This window comes from Gordonia sp. NPDC003424 (assembly GCF_053588655.1).
The window spans coordinates 65,924-82,086 of record NZ_JBSFQJ010000016.1; the positions used below are offsets into that span (position 1 = coordinate 65,924).

At 66.4% G+C, this 16,163-nt stretch carries 13 protein-coding genes; 9 read left to right on the forward strand and 4 right to left on the reverse strand.

Annotation, left to right across the window (positions count from 1 at the left end):
• Positions 1–61 precede the first annotated feature (61 nt).
• Positions 62–1,603, forward strand: a complete 1,542-nt coding sequence (gene lysS / locus ACWDTI_RS20530) for a lysine--tRNA ligase (RefSeq protein WP_449739969.1) — start codon at positions 62–64, stop codon at positions 1,601–1,603.
• Positions 1,604–1,645: 42 nt separating this feature from the next.
• Here the strand turns inward: lysS and ACWDTI_RS20535 are convergent, their stop codons facing one another.
• From ACWDTI_RS20535 to ACWDTI_RS20545, 3 genes are all read right to left on the reverse strand, one after another.
• Positions 1,646–2,533 carry a DUF559 domain-containing protein gene (locus tag ACWDTI_RS20535; RefSeq protein WP_449739970.1) on the reverse strand — a complete coding sequence of 296 codons (888 nt, stop codon included), beginning with the start codon at positions 2,531–2,533 and terminating at the stop codon, positions 1,646–1,648.
• Between the two features lie 91 nt (positions 2,534–2,624).
• Positions 2,625–4,064 (reverse strand): bifunctional aminoglycoside phosphotransferase/ATP-binding protein, encoded by a 1,440-nt coding sequence (locus ACWDTI_RS20540; protein WP_449739971.1) that lies wholly within the window; start codon positions 4,062–4,064, stop codon positions 2,625–2,627.
• Positions 4,065–4,110: 46 nt separating this feature from the next.
• The gene (locus ACWDTI_RS20545; RefSeq protein ID WP_449739972.1) at positions 4,111–5,685 is read right to left on the reverse strand and encodes a FadD3 family acyl-CoA ligase; all 1,575 of its coding nucleotides are present in this window, start codon (positions 5,683–5,685) and stop codon (positions 4,111–4,113) included.
• 42 nt (positions 5,686–5,727) lie between these two features.
• On the opposite strand from ACWDTI_RS20545, the gene ACWDTI_RS20550 reads away from it, so the two are divergent.
• From ACWDTI_RS20550 to ACWDTI_RS20585, 8 genes are all read left to right on the forward strand, one after another.
• A complete protein-coding gene (locus ACWDTI_RS20550) occupies positions 5,728–7,050 on the forward strand; it encodes an acyl-CoA dehydrogenase family protein (RefSeq protein WP_449739973.1) in 1,323 nt (440 codons plus the stop codon).
• Entirely contained in the window at positions 7,050–7,871 is an 822-nt protein-coding gene (locus ACWDTI_RS20555) for an SDR family oxidoreductase (protein WP_449739974.1), read from the forward strand. Before ACWDTI_RS20550 ends, ACWDTI_RS20555 begins: the two co-directional genes overlap by 1 nt.
• Positions 7,872–7,898: 27 nt before the next feature.
• Complete coding sequence (locus ACWDTI_RS20560) at positions 7,899–9,056, forward strand: acetyl-CoA C-acetyltransferase (RefSeq protein ID WP_449739975.1); 1,158 nt, start codon at positions 7,899–7,901, stop codon at positions 9,054–9,056.
• A gap of 192 nt (positions 9,057–9,248) precedes the next feature.
• The gene (locus ACWDTI_RS20565; protein ID WP_449739976.1) at positions 9,249–9,818 is read left to right on the forward strand and encodes a hypothetical protein; all 570 of its coding nucleotides are present in this window, start codon (positions 9,249–9,251) and stop codon (positions 9,816–9,818) included.
• Positions 9,819–10,004: 186 nt separating this feature from the next.
• Entirely contained in the window at positions 10,005–10,967 is a 963-nt protein-coding gene (locus ACWDTI_RS20570) for a hypothetical protein (protein ID WP_449739977.1), read from the forward strand.
• 197 nt (positions 10,968–11,164) lie between these two features.
• Positions 11,165–12,673: an aldehyde dehydrogenase family protein gene (locus ACWDTI_RS20575; RefSeq protein ID WP_449739978.1), complete on the forward strand. Its 1,509-nt coding sequence runs from the start codon at positions 11,165–11,167 to the stop codon at positions 12,671–12,673.
• Between the two features lie 118 nt (positions 12,674–12,791).
• Positions 12,792–13,391: a TetR/AcrR family transcriptional regulator gene (locus tag ACWDTI_RS20580; protein WP_449739979.1), complete on the forward strand. Its 600-nt coding sequence runs from the start codon at positions 12,792–12,794 to the stop codon at positions 13,389–13,391.
• A gap of 77 nt (positions 13,392–13,468) precedes the next feature.
• Positions 13,469–15,064 (forward strand): acyl-CoA synthetase, encoded by a 1,596-nt coding sequence (locus ACWDTI_RS20585; RefSeq protein ID WP_449739980.1) that lies wholly within the window; start codon positions 13,469–13,471, stop codon positions 15,062–15,064.
• 108 nt (positions 15,065–15,172) lie between these two features.
• On the opposite strand, the gene ACWDTI_RS20590 is transcribed toward ACWDTI_RS20585, so the two are convergent.
• Positions 15,173–16,144 carry a quinone oxidoreductase family protein gene (locus ACWDTI_RS20590; RefSeq protein ID WP_449739981.1) on the reverse strand — a complete coding sequence of 324 codons (972 nt, stop codon included), beginning with the start codon at positions 16,142–16,144 and terminating at the stop codon, positions 15,173–15,175.
• Positions 16,145–16,163: the final 19 nt, after the last annotated feature.

A 16,163-nucleotide genomic window follows, 5' to 3' on the forward strand; every position in this document is an offset into this window, starting at 1 on the left:
CGCAGCGCGAGGGGTGACATCGGGAAATACCCGCCCTGAGCTGTCCGCTAGGGTTTCTGGCGTGAGTACCCCAGCCAGCAGCCGCCCTTCCGGGCCGAACGCCGCGCCCGACGTCGACGACAACACCCCGGAGCAACTCCGGATCCGTCGTGAGAAGCGTGAGGCGATCCTGGGTGAGGGACGCGAGGCCTACCCTGTCTCGATTCCACGGACGGCGAGCCTGGCAGAGATCCGGGCGAAGTATCCGGACCTCGAGGCGGGCACCGAGACCGGTGAGACGGTCGGTGTGGCCGGTCGCATCATCTTCCTGCGCAACAAGGGCAAGCTCTGCTTCGCGACGCTGCAGGAGGGCGACGGCACCCAGTTGCAGGCGATGGTCAGCTTCAACGGTGTCGGCGAAGAGTCGCTGAAGCGGTGGAAGGCCGAGGTCGATCTCGGCGACATCGTGTTCGTGCACGGTCAGGTCATCAGTTCACGCACCGGCGAACTGTCGGTGATGACCGACGAGTGGGACATGGCGTCGAAGGCGTTACGGCCGTTGCCCGTCGTGCACAAGGACATGAACGAGGAGACCCGCGTCCGGCAACGCTACGTCGACCTCATCATGCGACCCGAGGCGCGGACCATCGCCCGCACCCGCATCGCGGTGATCTCCGAGCTGCGAAAGGCGTTGGACCGCAGGGGGTTCCTCGAGGTCGAGACGCCGATGCTGCAGACCCTGCACGGCGGTGCCGCCGCACGTCCGTTCTCCACCCGGTCGAATGCCTTCGACATCGACCTGTTCCTGCGCATCGCCCCCGAGTTGTTCCTCAAGCGCTGCATCGTCGGCGGCATCGAGCGCGTCTACGAGATCAACCGCAACTTCCGCAACGAGGGCGCCGACTCCACCCACTCGCCGGAGTTCGCGATGCTCGAGACCTATCAGGCGTACGGCACCTACGACGATGCCGCGGCGATGACTCGGGAACTGGTGCAAGAGGTTTCGGAGGGTGCGCTGGGTACCTTGACGCCGACGATGCCGGACGGGACATACTACGACCTCTCGGGCGAGTGGACGTCGCTGGAGATGTACCCGTCGCTGTCGGACGCGTTGGGCGAGGAGATCGTGCCCGCGCAGACGTCGGTGGCGGACCTGCTCGCCATCGCCGAACAGGTCGGCCTGGAGATCCCGAAGGACAAGGGCTACGGCCACGGCAAGCTCGTCGAAGAGCTGTGGGAACACATGGTGGGGCGACACCTTTCGCAGCCGGTGTTCGTGCGCGACTTCCCGGTCGAGACCTCGCCGCTGGTGCGTTCGCACCGCTCGGTGCCGGGCGTCGTCGAGAAGTGGGACCTCTACATCCGCGGCTTCGAATTGGCCACCGGCTATTCCGAACTCGTCGATCCGGTCATCCAGCGGGAGCGTTTCGTCGATCAGGCGCGTCTCGCCGCGGCGGGCGACGACGAGGCAATGGTGCTCGACGAGGAATTCCTGACGGCCATGGAGTACGGCATGCCGCCGACGGCGGGCACCGGCATGGGCATCGACCGCCTGCTGATGGCGCTCACCGGCCTGGGCATCCGCGAAACCATCCTCTTCCCGCTCGTCAAACCGCGCGCCTGAACCGAATCCGTAGCAATAGCACGCGCTTTGCGCGGGTTATTGCTACGAAACGCGGCGCTCCGCCTGCCGGATCGCGGCACGGATCTGAGCCAGCACCCATTGGGGGCGGTTTGTGAGGTCGTGCCAGGTGAACCTCAGCACCGTCCACCCGTTCGCGATGAGCACGTTCTGGCGTTCTCGGTCGTGCTGGAAAGCCTCGGCGTCGCTGTGGAACGCGAAGCCGTCGATCTCGATGTCGATCTTGTGTACTGCGATCGCGAGATCGAGGACGTAGCCGCACGCGGGAACGTTCACACTCCATCCGGAGATGTCCGACGATCGTAGTATTGCAACGGCTTTGCGCTCGGCGTCCGAGCGTGCTCCCGCCGACATCGCGGCGAGCATTGCGCGTGCCCGCGGCGAACCGCGTCGTCCGGCGTTGCGTTCCTGCGCCGCAATCAGGTTGACGATGGAGACCTGATTGCGGAGCAGCGCCGAATCCATGACGCGCACGCCGATGTCCACCGATGCATCAAGGACTGTGAGGGGTCGCGCGGTGACCGCCAAGCCGTCCTTGACGCAATGATCGCAAGGATCGAGCGTTCGATGCCACACCCTGACGCCTCGGATCTGGTTCCCGTGACGCCCACGAGGGGCGATCACCGTGAGCACAGTCGGCACGGTGTCGATGAGACCGTGCCACCACGCCGCCGACGCCCCGGCGAGGACGGCACCGGGACCCACGCGCAACACGGCGATACGCATCCGCATGCGGGTGGTCAGCTTTCGGTCGGTGACCCGAAAGACCCCGCGTGCCAGGCGTATCCATTCACCCGAACGGACACGTCGATAGACCTGATCGGCGCTGAGGCCACAGGCATACGCCTGCTCGGCGGTGAAGACACCGTCGTGTTCGGCGATCATCCTGCGCAGCGCTGACTCGTTGGCCACGCACTATCTGACGCGCGCAGTCGCCGATCGGTTCCGCCATCGACCCGAACCCGATGTCGTAGCAGTGGTACGCGCCACGCGCGTACTACTGCTACAGATTCGGGAGCCAGGTGGTGGGCGGGGTGGGTGGGATGAGGGTGGTGGTCTGGCGGCGGGCGACCGTGGCGTCGGCGTCGGAGGGGTCGGGACCGCGCGCCTCGATGCGGGCGATGCGTTCGGCCTCGGGCACTTCGAGCCACACGCCGGTGAACTCGCAGCCGGCACGAGATGCGACGGTCTCGATGGCGTCGCGCTGCGCCGGTTCGCCGAACACGGCGTCGGCGATCACGCTCATCCCGCAGCGCAACGTCTGTTCGGCCAGCCGGGTCAGCTCGTCGTAGACCTGCCCGCGCGCCTCGGGGGTGTAACTCGAGCGGGGGAGTCGGGCGTCCATCGGCACCCCCGCCAACCGCTTGCGCAGTACATCGCTGCGCAGGACACGTGCGCCGGGTGGCGGGACGAAATCACCACCGACCGCGCGCGCCACCGTCGACTTGCCGGTGCCCGACGCGCCGCCGATCGCGATCAATCGCGGGGGGACCGTGTCGACGAGGCGCAACGCCCGCCCCAGATAGTCGCGGGCGTCATCCTCGAGCCCCTCGGCCGCGCAGACATGCGCCCGGACTGTCGCCCGCACACTCATCATCACGGGCAGCAGTCCGAAGCCGGCGTCGTCGTCGGGAGATTCGTCGAGGTAGGCGTTGACGACCACGTTCGCCTCGTGGTGAAGACCGCGCGCCCAGAGGTCCATGACCAGGAACGCGAGGTCGTAGAGCACGTCGGTGGTGGCCATCTCCGGATCGAACTCGAGGCAGTCGAACGGGACCGGTGCGCCGTCGATGATCGCGATGTTCCCGAGGTGCAGATCGCCATGGCAGTGCCGGACGCGCCCGGCGCCGGCTCGGGCGTCGAGGAGATCGGCATGTGCGCCGACGATGCCGGTCAACCGGTCGGTGAGTTCCTTCGCTCGCCCGACGTCGAGCACGTTCGGGAACCGGGTCATGCTGATCAGGTTCCCGTCGACGACCTCCTGCAGCCGCGCCGCGCCGCGCGGATCGCAACTGACCTCGGCGGCACGGTGCAGCTCGGCAATCCGGCCGGCGAGCGTCTGTAGCAATCGATCGTCGAGACCGCCGGGTGTGGCGCGGTTGATCATCGGGGCGTCGTCGGGGAAGCGGGTCATCTCCAGCACCCAATCCAGTGTCTTGCCCGGACCGTCCAGCGAGATGTGCCCGTCGTCGTCGCGCGTGACCGCGTGGACCGCGCGGTACAGGTGCGGTGCGGTTCGGCGGTTCAGCCGCAACTCGGCATCCAGCGCGGCGTGGCGCCGGTCGGCTGTGGTGAAGTCGAGGTAGCGAAACCGCACCGGGCGCTTGAACTTCCACGCGCGGTTCCCGTTGAGAAAAACGCTCGCGGCATGGGTGTCGATGCGGTGCGTGGGCTGCGCGGGGTCGACGGCTCCCGCTTCGATCAGCCACTGGCAGCGATCCATATCCCGATTTGTAGCAGCTGACGGCCGGGCTCGCCTGCCCTGGGTGTTACAGCCAGGTCGCCGAGGCCAGGTTCCGCTTGAGGATCTTGCCGGCCGCATTGCGGGGGAAGGTCTCGACGACGACCACGGTGCGGGGCACCTTGAAGTTCGCCAGGTGTTCCCGGCAATAGGCGATCACCGACTCCTCGTCGAGGTCGGCGCCCTCGCGAACCGTCACGAACGCGCGGCCGACTTCGCCGAGACGGTCATCCGGCACTCCGATGACGGCCGACTCGGTGACGCCGTCGAGACGCGCCAGGGCCTGCTCGACCTCGGCCGGGTAGACATTGAATCCGCCGCAGATGTACATGTCCTTGAGGCGATCGGTGATCTTCAGGTTGCCGCGCTCGTCGATGGTGCCGATGTCGCCGGTGTGCAGCCACCCGTCGGCGTCGATGGTCTCCGCGGTGGCCTGCGGGTCGTCGAGGTAGCCCCGCATCACCATCCGTCCGCGCGCGAGTACCTCGCCCTGCTCAGACAAACGGATCTCCATCCCCGCGAACGCGCGGCCGCACGTGTTGGCGACCGTCTCCGCATCGTCGTCGGGCGTGCAGGTGGAGACGAAGCCACTGGCCTCGGTCAGACCGTAGGCGGTGATCACGGTTTCGACGCCGAGGTCGGACTGCAGGCGTTCGATCAGCACCACCGGCACGATCGCGGCCCCCGTGACGATCAGCCGCAACGACGACAGATCGTGGTTGCCGCGGTCGGGATCATCGAGGATGGTCTGGAAGATCGTGGGAGCGCCGGGAAACACGGTGGCGCGCTGGGCCTCGGCGAGCTTCATCGCCTCGGTGGGGGAGTACACCGCGAGCGGGATCATCGTGACGCCGAACAGGGTGCACGGCAGGATGCCGGCCTTGTACCCGAATGTGTGGAAATACGGGTTGACCATGAGGTAGCGGTCGTCGGGGCCGAGTTGTCCGTTGGAGCCCCAGGCGAACGACCCGGCCATGGTCTGCTGATGTTCGGCGAGAACACCTTTCGACTTCCCGGTGGTTCCGGACGTGAAAAGGATGTCGGAGATGTCCTCGGGTGCAACCGCATCGGCGTGGCGGTCGGCCTCGGCGCGCGTTTCGTCGGTGGCGTGGGAGAGGAAGTCGCACCAGGACATGGCCCCGTCGGGCAGATCGTCGGTCGTTTCGAGCAGAACGCCGACGACGACGTCGGGCAGCGTGTCCGCGTGATCGCGCAGCAGATCGGCGAGGTGGTCGACACCGAGGAACCCTGTCGACACGATGACGGCCCTGGCGTCGGAACGTTCGATGATCTCGACGGCCTCGCCGGCGGTGTAGCGCGTGTTCAGGGGCACCAGTGTTGCGCCGGCATGGTGGACGCCCAGGGCCGCCACCGGCCAATGCCAACTGTTCGGCGACCAGACCGCCACCCGATCGCCCGGCCCGATGTCGAGCGCGACCAGGGCGCCGGCGAAGGTGCGTACCTCGTCGAGAAGGTCCGACCACGAGAGTGTCATGCGCGGATGCGGGGAATCGGGCCACTGATCGTCGACGATGGCGGTCGCGTCGGGCCACTTCTGGGCGGCGCGGCGCAGGGCAGCAGGCGTCGTCAGGATGCGATCCATGGACCCAACCTAGCACTTGCTTGGTAGGCTATGCTAGCGATCATGACCTCGATCAATCTGGCCGATCGGGCGGTCGACCTGGGTGAATGGGCGCGCAACACACCGAATGCCGCCGAGGAGTTCGAGTCTGCCGTCCGTGCGTGGCTCGATGCGAACCTGGCCGGCGAGTTCGCCCACCTCGCGGGCCGTGGTGGTCCGGGCAGCGAGCACGAGTTCTTCGCCGACCGCCTGGCCTGGGACCGCCATCTGGCGGCGGCCGGCTGGACCTGCCTCGGGTGGCCGGCTCGATATGGTGGCCGCGGCGCGACGATCGAGCAGCGCATCATCTTCCACCGGGAGTACGCACGGGCGAACGCCCCGGCGCGCGTCAACCATCTGGGCGAGGAACTGCTCGGGCCCACCCTGATCGAGTTCGGCTCCGAGGAACAGAAACAGCGCTTCCTGCCGGGCATCGTCAACGTGACCGAGCTGTGGGCGCAAGGCTATTCGGAACCCGGCGCCGGATCGGACCTCGCGGGGGTGTCGACCACCGCGCGCCTCGATGATCGCGCCGAGTCGACTGGGCCCGCGCCGGGTGCGCGCTGGGTGATCAACGGGCAGAAGATCTGGACGTCTCTCGCGCACGTCGCACAATGGGTCTTCGTCCTCTGCCGCACCGAACCGTCCCGCTACCTGAGCAGCGAGCCTGCGAGCGTGTCGAAGGGGCGTCACCGCGGCCTCAGCTTCCTGCTGGTGCCCCTCGATCAACCGGGTGTCATCGTCCGGCCCATCCAACAGCTCACCGGCACTTCGGAGTTCAACGAGGTCTTCTTCGACGACGCGGTCACCGCCGCCGACCTCATCGTCGGCGAGCCCGGCGACGGCTGGAAGGTCGCCATGGGGCTGCTGCAATTCGAGCGTGGGGTGTCCACGCTCGGACAGCAGGTCGGATTCGAGCGCGAGCTCAACGAACTCGTCGAGGTCGCCGAAGCCAATGGGGCGGTGAGCAACCCGGAGATCTCCGCTCGGCTGACCCGTGCGGGCATCGGACTGAAGGTGATGCGCGCACACGCCCAACGCACCCTGGCCGGTGACGTCGTCTCCGCTTCCGGCGCTGCGTCGGTGTCAAAACTGTTGTGGGCCAATTGGCACCGTGATCTCGGCGAACTGGCGATGGCCGTCGTCGGCGCACCGTCGCTGATCGGACCCACACGCACCTCCGAGGGCGCGGACAACGACATCACCAAGCCCGACCACGTCGAACTCGACGACTGGCAGCGACTGTTCCTTTTCACCCGGGCCGACACCATCTATGGCGGCTCGAATGAGGTGCAGCGCAACATCATCGCCGAGCGCGTGCTCGGCCTACCCCGAGAGGCGCGCTAGTGTCCGACACCACCGCCGCACCCGTCCTTTCGCCTCTGGCCACCCCGCCGGAGGAGACGCCCGGCCACGGATTGCTGGCCGGTCGCAAGGTGGTGGTGACCGCCGCGGCCGGCACCGGCATCGGCTTCGCCACCGCGCGTCGCGCGCTCATCGAAGGCGCGGACGTGGTGATCAGCGACTGGCATGAGCGACGTCTCGGCGAGACTCGGGAGAAGCTCGCCGCCGAATTCGCCGGCCAGACCATTGCGCAGGTCACCTGCAACGTGCAGGAGGCCGCCGAGGTCGACGCGTTGATCACCGCTGCCGCAGACGAACTCGGTCGCATCGACGTCCTGGTCAACAACGCCGGCCTCGGTGGCGAGACACCCGTCGTCGACATGACCGACGAGGAATGGGATCGCGTCCTCGACATCACCCTCAACGGCACCTTCCGTGCGACCCGCGCTGCGCTGCGCTATTTCCGGGCCGTCGAACACGGCGGCGTGATCATCAACAACGCGTCCGTTCTCGGATGGAGAGCCCAACGTGGACAAGCCCATTACGCCGCCGCGAAGGCCGGGGTGATGGCGCTCACCCGATGTTCGGCGGTGGAGGCCGCCGATTTCGGCGTGCGCATCAACGCCATCGCCCCATCGATCGCCCGACATCCGTTCCTGGCCAAGGTCACCAGCGACGAACTTCTCGACGAACTCGCCTCCCGAGAGGCCTACGGCCGCGCGGCCGAGGTGTGGGAGGTCGCCGCGACCATCGCGATGCTCGCCAGCGACTACACCACCTACCTCACCGGTGAGGTCGTCTCGATCTCCAGCCAACGCGCCTGAAACCCGAATCATCCACCAGGAGAACACATGTCCACACCCCAGGCCTATATCGTCGACGCCATCCGGACCCCCGTCGGCAAACTTAACGGCTCGCTGGCCAAGACGCATCCCGCCGACATGGGTGCCCACGTCATCTCGGCGATCGTCGAACGCACCGGCATCGACCCGAACGTCGTCGACGACGTGGTGTTCGGATGCGTCGACGCGATCGGCCCGCAGGCCGGCAACATCGCCCGCACCGCGTGGCTGGCCGCCGGTCTGCCGCTGGACATTCCGGGCACCACCGTCGACCGGCAGTGCGGCTCGAGCCAGCAGGCCATCCACTTCGCCGCGCAGGGCGTGATGAGCGGTACCCAGGATGTGGTGATCGCCGGTGGGGTGCAGAACATGAGCGCAATCCCGATCTCGCAGGCCATGATCGCCGGCCAGGAGTTCGGATTCACCACGCCCACAGCCGAATCCGTCGGGTGGAAGGCACGGTTCGGTGACGCCGCGGTGTCGCAGTTCGTCGGCGCCAACATGATGGCGGAACGCTGGGACATCACCCGCGAGGACATGGAACGGTGGGCCTTGCAGTCGCACGAGCGGGCCCGCACCGCAATCGCCGAGGGCCGCTTCGACGACGAGACCGTACCGCTGGGGGACTGCGTCGTCGACGAATGCCCGCGCGAGACATCGATGGAGAAGATGGCCGGCCTGGCACCGCTGGCCGAAGAGTCACGCCTGACCGCTGCCGTCGCCTCGCAGATCTCCGACGGCGCGTCGGCGACCCTGGTCGTCTCCGAGAGGGCGTTGAAAGAGTACGGCCTGACCCCCCGGGCCCGAGTCCATCACATGTCGGTGCGCGGCGATGATCCCGTGATGATGCTGTCGGCGCCCATCCCGGCGACGAGATACGCACTCGCCAGGACCGGACTGGGCATCGAGGACATCGACGTTGTCGAGATCAACGAAGCATTCGCATCAGTCGTCTTGGCCTGGCTCAAGGAAACCGGCGCCGACCCGGCCCGGGTCAACCCGAACGGCGGTGCGATCGCGCTCGGCCACCCGCTCGGCGCCACCGGGGCCAAGCTGTTCGCCACCATGCTCAACGAACTCGAACATGGCGGCGGTCGCTATGGCCTGCAGACCATGTGCGAGGGCGGGGGCACCGCGAACGTCACCATCATCGAACGGCTGTCCTGATCGTCGCTCCGTGTGCACGTGCTTCCGAGGCGCCGAGATCGTGAGGTCGATCCGATGTGGGATTCCGCCTTTGCGACAGGGACTTGCCACTAGACTGAGCGCGATTTGAGGTCGTCGGGCTTCTGTTTTGCGCCCGGGTCCGTCGGGTCTGGTCTGAGGGTTCACAACGGAGTCGGAGGACGATCAGCATCGATGAGTAAGCCAAACAGTGCCGATCTTGTCGGTGACGCCCGCAAGAAGCGCGATTCAGTGCCCGGTCCGGCCAAGCGTTCTCGGACGAGGCTGCTGTGGTTCGCCGCGGCGGGTGTGGTGGTGGTCGCGATAGCGGTTGTGGTGGGTGCGCTCGTGCTCGGGGGTGACAATTCCGGGTCCGGCGCCGGCAAACAAGCCGGCGATACCTCGAGTGGTGCGACGCAGTCGCTGCCGGAGACGGCCGGACGATTCGTCGTCGCCCTCGATGACGCCAGCGTGTATTCGGATCAGGCGAAGGCCCTGACCGTCATCGAGCCGTTCGCCGAACCGCGATGCATCCAGTTCCTCCTCGAGGTGCGGGACTCCCTGAACAAGGACACTGCCCCGAAGCCACCTCCACGGACCGACTTCGCGCGAACCAGTAGCAAGGTGGTGTCGGTCCAGGAGAACGGCGACACCGGGGTGGTGGTGACTGAGACGAACGGGCAGCAGGAGACTTACAACTGGCTGCGCCAGCAGGACGGTCGATGGCTGTTCACCTGCCAGGACATGTTGGGTGGCGTCTCCTGATCGCCCATCCCGGCCGTTCATCTGCGAGAGCGGGAGCACGTCCGAGGAGACCGATAATCGACCGGGATTCGATGAACATATCGATCACAGAAGAATCAGCTGAGAAAATGGTTAGCGATTCCTGAGTAATATCTGCGCACACGGTGTATCACTTTCTACAGGGGGGTCAGCAGAGAGGAACGATCCGTGTTACGCAGACGTTTGATGTTGGCCTTCACATCAGCGGCCGTCACCGTGGCACTCGCCGTCTCGGCCGGCGCAGCGGTCGCTGATCCGAACATTCAACTCCCCGGTTACGACGACGGCATGCCCAACTGTGCGGTGCTCAATCCGCGCGCAGTCGTCGGTTACATCGGTCCGAGTAATCCCATTCCGGCACGGAAAATGGACGAGAAGTTTGCCACCCCGCCAACCAGCACGTGGTGTATCACGTCGGTGGGTTACAGCCGGTTGACCTTCAGTCAGGCCTACGGAGTCGGGTTCCATATCGACGAGCACGCCAACCGCAAGTTCCCGTACAACAACGCGGAGATGCTGTCCCAGATCATCTTCCCCGCTCGGGGCTGGACGATGACCATGCGTGTGGGCGGCACCGAGCGGATCTTGCCCAATGCCCAGGGAAGGGAGTTCTGGCACGGCACCACCGGCTGGGGCATTTCCAACCGGTCGATCGATCCGTTCGGACTCGAGGTCGCCTGGTTCATGTACAACGGCGCGACCAAGGGTGCGGCCACACTCAGCTACCGACTCACGCGGCCGATCTTTGCGCTCTTGGGCATCCAGTTCCCCCTCGGCTTCTTCGTGATGTCGAAGAAGGCGTTCCAGGCCGGGATCACGTTGCACCACCTCCCGGTGGGCCTCCTTGCCAAGGAGCATGACTACGCGATCAGGCAGGATCACCGGTACTCGTACTACTACGTCGACGGCAAGCTGGTCGATCGCCTCGACAAGCCGCCGGTGGGCACCCACAAGGACTTCTCGGGTCAACCGGTCCCGTTGATCGGCCAGATGTGGCTGGATGCGGGATATTGGTTCCCGCTGCCGTTCCCGCAGCGCAATGAGGGTACGCAGAGCGCCTACATGAAGCGGTACGTGCAAGGACCGAGCGATCAGACACCGTTGACGCTCAACAACTTCAACGGATGGTGAGCGACCTGCACGAGATCTCGCCGAACCTGAGGTGAGAGCGGCCGCCGCCGGGCTATCCGGCGGCGGCCGTTTCTTGTGCAGCCGCGCATCCGAATACGTACGTCGCCAGATAGCTGTGATCTGCTGCATACTAGGATGGAACAACCGCGGGGGTTCGTTCCACGACGCCCGCCATCAGCACTATCGGAGGATCGTCAATGACCAAGCCGGCAGAGGTGAACACCGCGACCACCAGCGGTCGCGTCTCATCTGAAGCACACACCATGAACGAACTGCTGGAGATCCAGCGCGCGGCCTTCCTGCGCGACGGTATCCCCGACGCCAAGACCCGCATCGACCGGATCACCCGCCTCTCGGCACTGCTGCTCGACAATGCCGAAGAGATCGCCGCGGCGCTCGAAGAGGATTTCGGCTCCCGCCCGCGTGAACTGTCGATCGCCACCGACGTCGCCGGATGCATGATCGACCTGACACATCAGCGCCGCGGGGTCGAGAAGTGGATGAAGGAGTCCAACACGGCCAAGGTGCAGGGCCTCATCGGATTCAAGCAGCGCGTGCGTCACGAACCGCTCGGTGTCGTCGGCATCATGGGCCCGTGGAACTTCCCCCTGCAGCTCACGTTCGTGCCGGCCGGGTCCGCGTTCGCCGCCGGTAACCGCGTGCTGATGCGGCCGTCGTCGATCACCGCCCGGACCACCGACGTGATCGCCAAACACGCCCCCGACTACTTCTCCATCGAAGAACTCGCGGTCATCACCTCCAAGCACGGTGGCGGATCCGACTTCGCGAAGCTCAAGGTCGACCACATGTTCTTCACCGGGTCGCCCGACGTCGGCGCCTCGGTGGCGCAGGAGGCGGCCAAGAACCTGGTGCCGGTCACCCTCGAGCTGGGCGGCAAGAACCCCGCCGTTGTCGACGTCGACGCAGACATCGACAAGGCTGCGAAGATGCTTGCCGGGGCCCGCATGACCAACGGCGGCCAGGTGTGCCTGTGCCCGGACTACGTGTTCGTGCCGGAGGCCAAGGTCGGCGAGTTCACCGACAAGGTGATCGCGCGCTGGACGGACATGTTCGCGACCATCCGCAACAACCCCGAGTACACCTCGACGATCAACCAGAAGAACTACGACCGGATCGTCGGCCTGATCGAGGACGCCGAGCAGCTCGGCGCCGAGAAGCGGCAGGTCATCCCGGCCGGTGAACCGCTGCCGGACGCCGAGAAGCGGAAGATCCCGCCGACACTGCTCACCGGGGTCAAGGCCGGCATGAAGATCGAAGAGGACGAGGTCTTCGGGCCGGTGCTGACCGTCTACCCGTACCGCGACCTCGACGAGGCGATCCGCTACATCGCGTCGCACCCCCATCCGCTGACGATGTACTGGTGCGGCGACGACAACGAGAACTTCAAGCGTCTCGCCGACGGCACGCGCAGCGGCTCGATCAACGGCAACGATTTCGCGCTGCACATGTTCGGCGCGGAGCTGCCGTTCGGTGGTGTCGGACGCAGCGGTATGGGCGGCTACCACGGCAAGACCGGCTTCGACACCTTCAGCCACGAACGCGCCGTCGCGTTCTCGTCGATGCCGTTCACCGTCGCCGAGATGATGTCGCCGCCGTTCACCAACCGTGACCGCAAGATGACCAACGGTCAGATGTCGCTGTGGAAGAAGATCAACGCACGTGCCATCAAGCGTGTGAAGAAGTGAGACGGTAGCGTCGTTCGCGACGCGACGTCGTATCGGCCGGGACCCGCGGACTCCGCGGGTCCCGGCCGAACTGTTTCCGTCGTCTCAGAACCGGCCAAGCGCTTGCTAGGGTAGACGGATGGCACCTCGTGGCACCGTCAATGGATCGACACGGCGCGACGAACTCCTCGCGACCGCAGGCAAGATGTTCGCCGACCAGGGTCTGCGGTCGACCACCGTCCGCGACATCGCGGACGCGGCAGGAATCCTCTCCGGCAGTCTCTATCACCACTTCGACTCCAAAGAAGCGATGGTCGACGAGATCCTCCGCGGATTCCTCGACGGCCTGTTCGACCGCTATCGCCAGATCGCGTCCTCCGACCTGTCTGCCACCGAGACGCTGCGGCAGCTCGTCGTCGTATCCTTCGAGGCCATCGACGCGCAGGGCGACGCGGTCGCGATCTATCAGGATGAGGCCAAACGTCTTGCGGGCCAGGAACGTTTCGGGTACATCGCCGAGTTGAACACCGAGTTCCGCAACCTGTGGCACGCAGTCCTGCAGCGCGGCGTCGACGACGGCGAGTTCCGCGCCGACCTCGACGTCGAACTGGTGTACCGGTTCATGCGCGACACCGTCTGGGTGGCGGTGCGGTGGTACCGGCCCGGCGGGGCCATGTCGGTGGACGACATCGCCGGGCAGTACCTCTCGGTCGTCCTCGACGGGATTCTGCCCCGCTGATCGGTGCGATCCCGGAACGCGCGCCCGCGTTGCTACTGTGACCTGGACAACAGCATCGTGACAGTGGAGGACCGGCCATGACGCAGCAATACACGCCCCGCACGATGGACGCGATCGGCACCGCCCGTCAGCACACCCTCGGTGACCTGTTGCGTCGGACGGCGCGGCGCGTCCCGGACAAGACCGCAATCATCAACGGCGACACCGAGTTGACCTTCGCGGAGTTCGACGACGCGGTGAACCGCTGCGCGAACACCTTGGCCGACCGAGGCGTGACGAAGCGTGACCGGCTGGCGCTGGTGAGTCACAACTGTTGGCAATTCGCCGTCCTGCACTACGCCACCGCTCGTCTCGGCGTCATCCTGGTGCCGGTCAACTTCGGACTCGGTCCCGAGGAGATCGCGTTCATCCTCGACCACTCCGGCGCGAGCGTTGTGGTGAGCGAGGATTCCCTGGCGCCGACGGTCAGCAAGGCGATGGAACTGTCGGGTCTCACCGACGCCGTGCGCGGGTGGATCCCGTCCTCGGGGACCGGAGCCGAATCCGGTTGGGAGAACGTCGATGACTGGATGACGACCGGCGACCCGACCGCGCCATCTGTCCTGATCGCCGACGACGACCCGCTGCGCCTCATGTACACCTCGGGCACCGAATCCCGGCCCAAGGGCGTGCTGCTGTCGTCGAAATCGCTGATCACGCAATATGTCTCGTGCATCGTCGACGGAGGGATGGCTGGCGACGACATCGAGGTCCATTCGCTGCCGCTGTTCCATTGCGCGCAACTCGACTGCTTCCTGTCGGTCGACGTCTACCTCGGTGCCACCAGCATCATCCTGCCCGCACCGGATCCGGGATCGATCCTCGCGACCATCGAATCCCACGGCGCGACAAAGCTTTTCTGCCCGCCGACGGTGTGGATCTCGCTGCTGCGGCATCCCGACTTCGATACGCGTGACCTGTCGTCACTGCGCAAGGGCTACTACGGGGCCTCGGCGATGCCGGTCGAGGTGCTCCGCGAGATGGCGCGGCGTCTGCCGGACGTCTCGTTGTGGAACTTCTACGGGCAGACAGAGATGTCGCCGCTCGCCACCATCCTGTTGCCGCACGAGCAGATCGAGCGCGCGGGCTCGGCCGGCCGGGCGGCGCTCAACGTCGAGACCCGCGTCGTCGACGACGACGACAACCCGGTGCCCAGTGGGGAGGTCGGCGAGATCGTGCACCGCAGCCCACATGCGAGTCTCGGCTACTACAACGACGAGGAGAAGACCGCGGCCGCCTTCCGCAACGGCTGGTTCCACTCCGGCGACCTCGGCGTCATCGACGCCGACGGCTATCTCTCGGTGGTCGACCGGAAGAAGGACATGATCAAGACCGGGGGCGAGAACGTCGCGTCGCGGGAGGTGGAAGAGGCGATCTATCGGCTCGACGGTGTCGCCGAGGTGGCGGTTTTCGGTGTGCCGCACCCGAAATGGATCGAGGCGGTGGCGGCTGTGGTGGTCCCCAAGGAGGGGGTGACGCTGACCGAAGTGCAGGTCGACGAGCACCTTGCCGAGGTCCTCGCCGGGTACAAGCGACCCAAGTTCGTGGTGTTCGCCGACGCGCTGCCGAAGAATCCGAGCGGGAAGATCCTGAAGAAGGATCTGCGTGTCCGGCACGCGGACATCGCTAACTGACGACTTCCCGAGGCGACGTCGCGTGCGACATCGCTGTGGAGCCGCGACGTCGGCCGAGGCCGCGCAACCGGGTCGAACTCACGTGTAACCCAGGCCGCTGGGCCCGCTTTACCTGCCGCAGCGGATCACCGTGCGAACGCCTGGCTCGTCGGCTTCCTTCCACGCCCGCTCGACGTCGGCCAGCGGTACCTCGCGAGTGCGCACGCTGATCCGTCCGTCGTCGATGGCCTCCGCGAGTGCCGGCAACTGCGCGGCGTAACCGCGCGCCGACACCGATCCCTGGCCGCTGCCCAGTAGCCGAAGGTTGGCCGAACGTAGTGCGGCCGAGGGTAATTCGATGGTCTCTCCGGCCATCGAACCGATCTGCACCCACCGGAGTTCCCGGCTGCGATCGGTGCGTGCCGTGAGCATCGGGACAAGCGCGGCCTGGGTGGGCGGACCCCACAGATAGTCGAGCACGATGTCGACATCCGCGGCGGCGTCGGCCAGCGCTCGGCTGCTGCCCTCCACATCGTCGGTCAGGGTGACCACGGCGTCGGCGCCTCGATCGGCGAGCGTCTCGAGCCGTTCACGGTTGCGGCCGGCTCCGATGACCCGCCCCGCGCCGAACAGCTTCGCGATCTCGACGGCCATCGATCCGGCATTGCCGGTCGCGCCGAGCACCAGCACGCTCTGCCCGGGCTCGATCGGCGCCTGTGTGCGCAGCGCGACCCACGAGGACATGGCGGGGTTCATCGCCGCGGCGAGATTGACGACGTCGGCGCCGCCTCGCAGTGGTGCGCAACGGCGGGAGTCGATAATGGTCGATTCGGCGAGCGTGCCCAGCGTGTCGTCGTCGGCGACGAAGTAGATCACCGTGCCGTCCGCCCGCCGACCCACACCGTCGATCCCGGGGATCATCGGCAACGTGCCGGAGCTGGTGTAGTGCGTGCCGGATGCGCCCGACCGGGTTCGCGGGTGCAGGCCGACGGCGAGGACGTCGACGATCTCCTGCCCGGGCTCGGGGTCGGGCAGGTCGAGGGTCTGGTAGTGCGGGGGCTCGTCGAACGACGAAACCACCGCCGCGTTCACTGAGGTCATGACGGTCTCCTTTGGTTCG

Excerpts from the sequence above, each read along its gene's own strand:
- ACWDTI_RS20580 (WP_449739979.1), top strand. The coding sequence starts at position 12,792 with ATGGCACCTCGTGGCACCGTCAATGGATCGACACGGCGCGACGAACTC.
- ACWDTI_RS20560 (WP_449739975.1), top strand. The coding sequence starts at position 7,899 with ATGTCCACACCCCAGGCCTATATCGTCGACGCCATCCGGACCCCCGTC.
- ACWDTI_RS20575 (WP_449739978.1), top strand. The coding sequence starts at position 11,165 with ATGACCAAGCCGGCAGAGGTGAACACCGCGACCACCAGCGGTCGCGTC.
- ACWDTI_RS20590 (WP_449739981.1), bottom strand. The coding sequence starts at position 16,144 with ATGACCTCAGTGAACGCGGCGGTGGTTTCGTCGTTCGACGAGCCCCCG.
- ACWDTI_RS20540 (WP_449739971.1), bottom strand. The coding sequence starts at position 4,064 with ATGGATCGCTGCCAGTGGCTGATCGAAGCGGGAGCCGTCGACCCCGCG.
- ACWDTI_RS20585 (WP_449739980.1), top strand. The coding sequence starts at position 13,469 with ATGACGCAGCAATACACGCCCCGCACGATGGACGCGATCGGCACCGCC.
- ACWDTI_RS20565 (WP_449739976.1), top strand. The coding sequence starts at position 9,249 with ATGAGTAAGCCAAACAGTGCCGATCTTGTCGGTGACGCCCGCAAGAAG.
- ACWDTI_RS20550 (WP_449739973.1), top strand. The coding sequence starts at position 5,728 with ATGACCTCGATCAATCTGGCCGATCGGGCGGTCGACCTGGGTGAATGG.
- ACWDTI_RS20545 (WP_449739972.1), bottom strand. The coding sequence starts at position 5,685 with ATGGATCGCATCCTGACGACGCCTGCTGCCCTGCGCCGCGCCGCCCAG.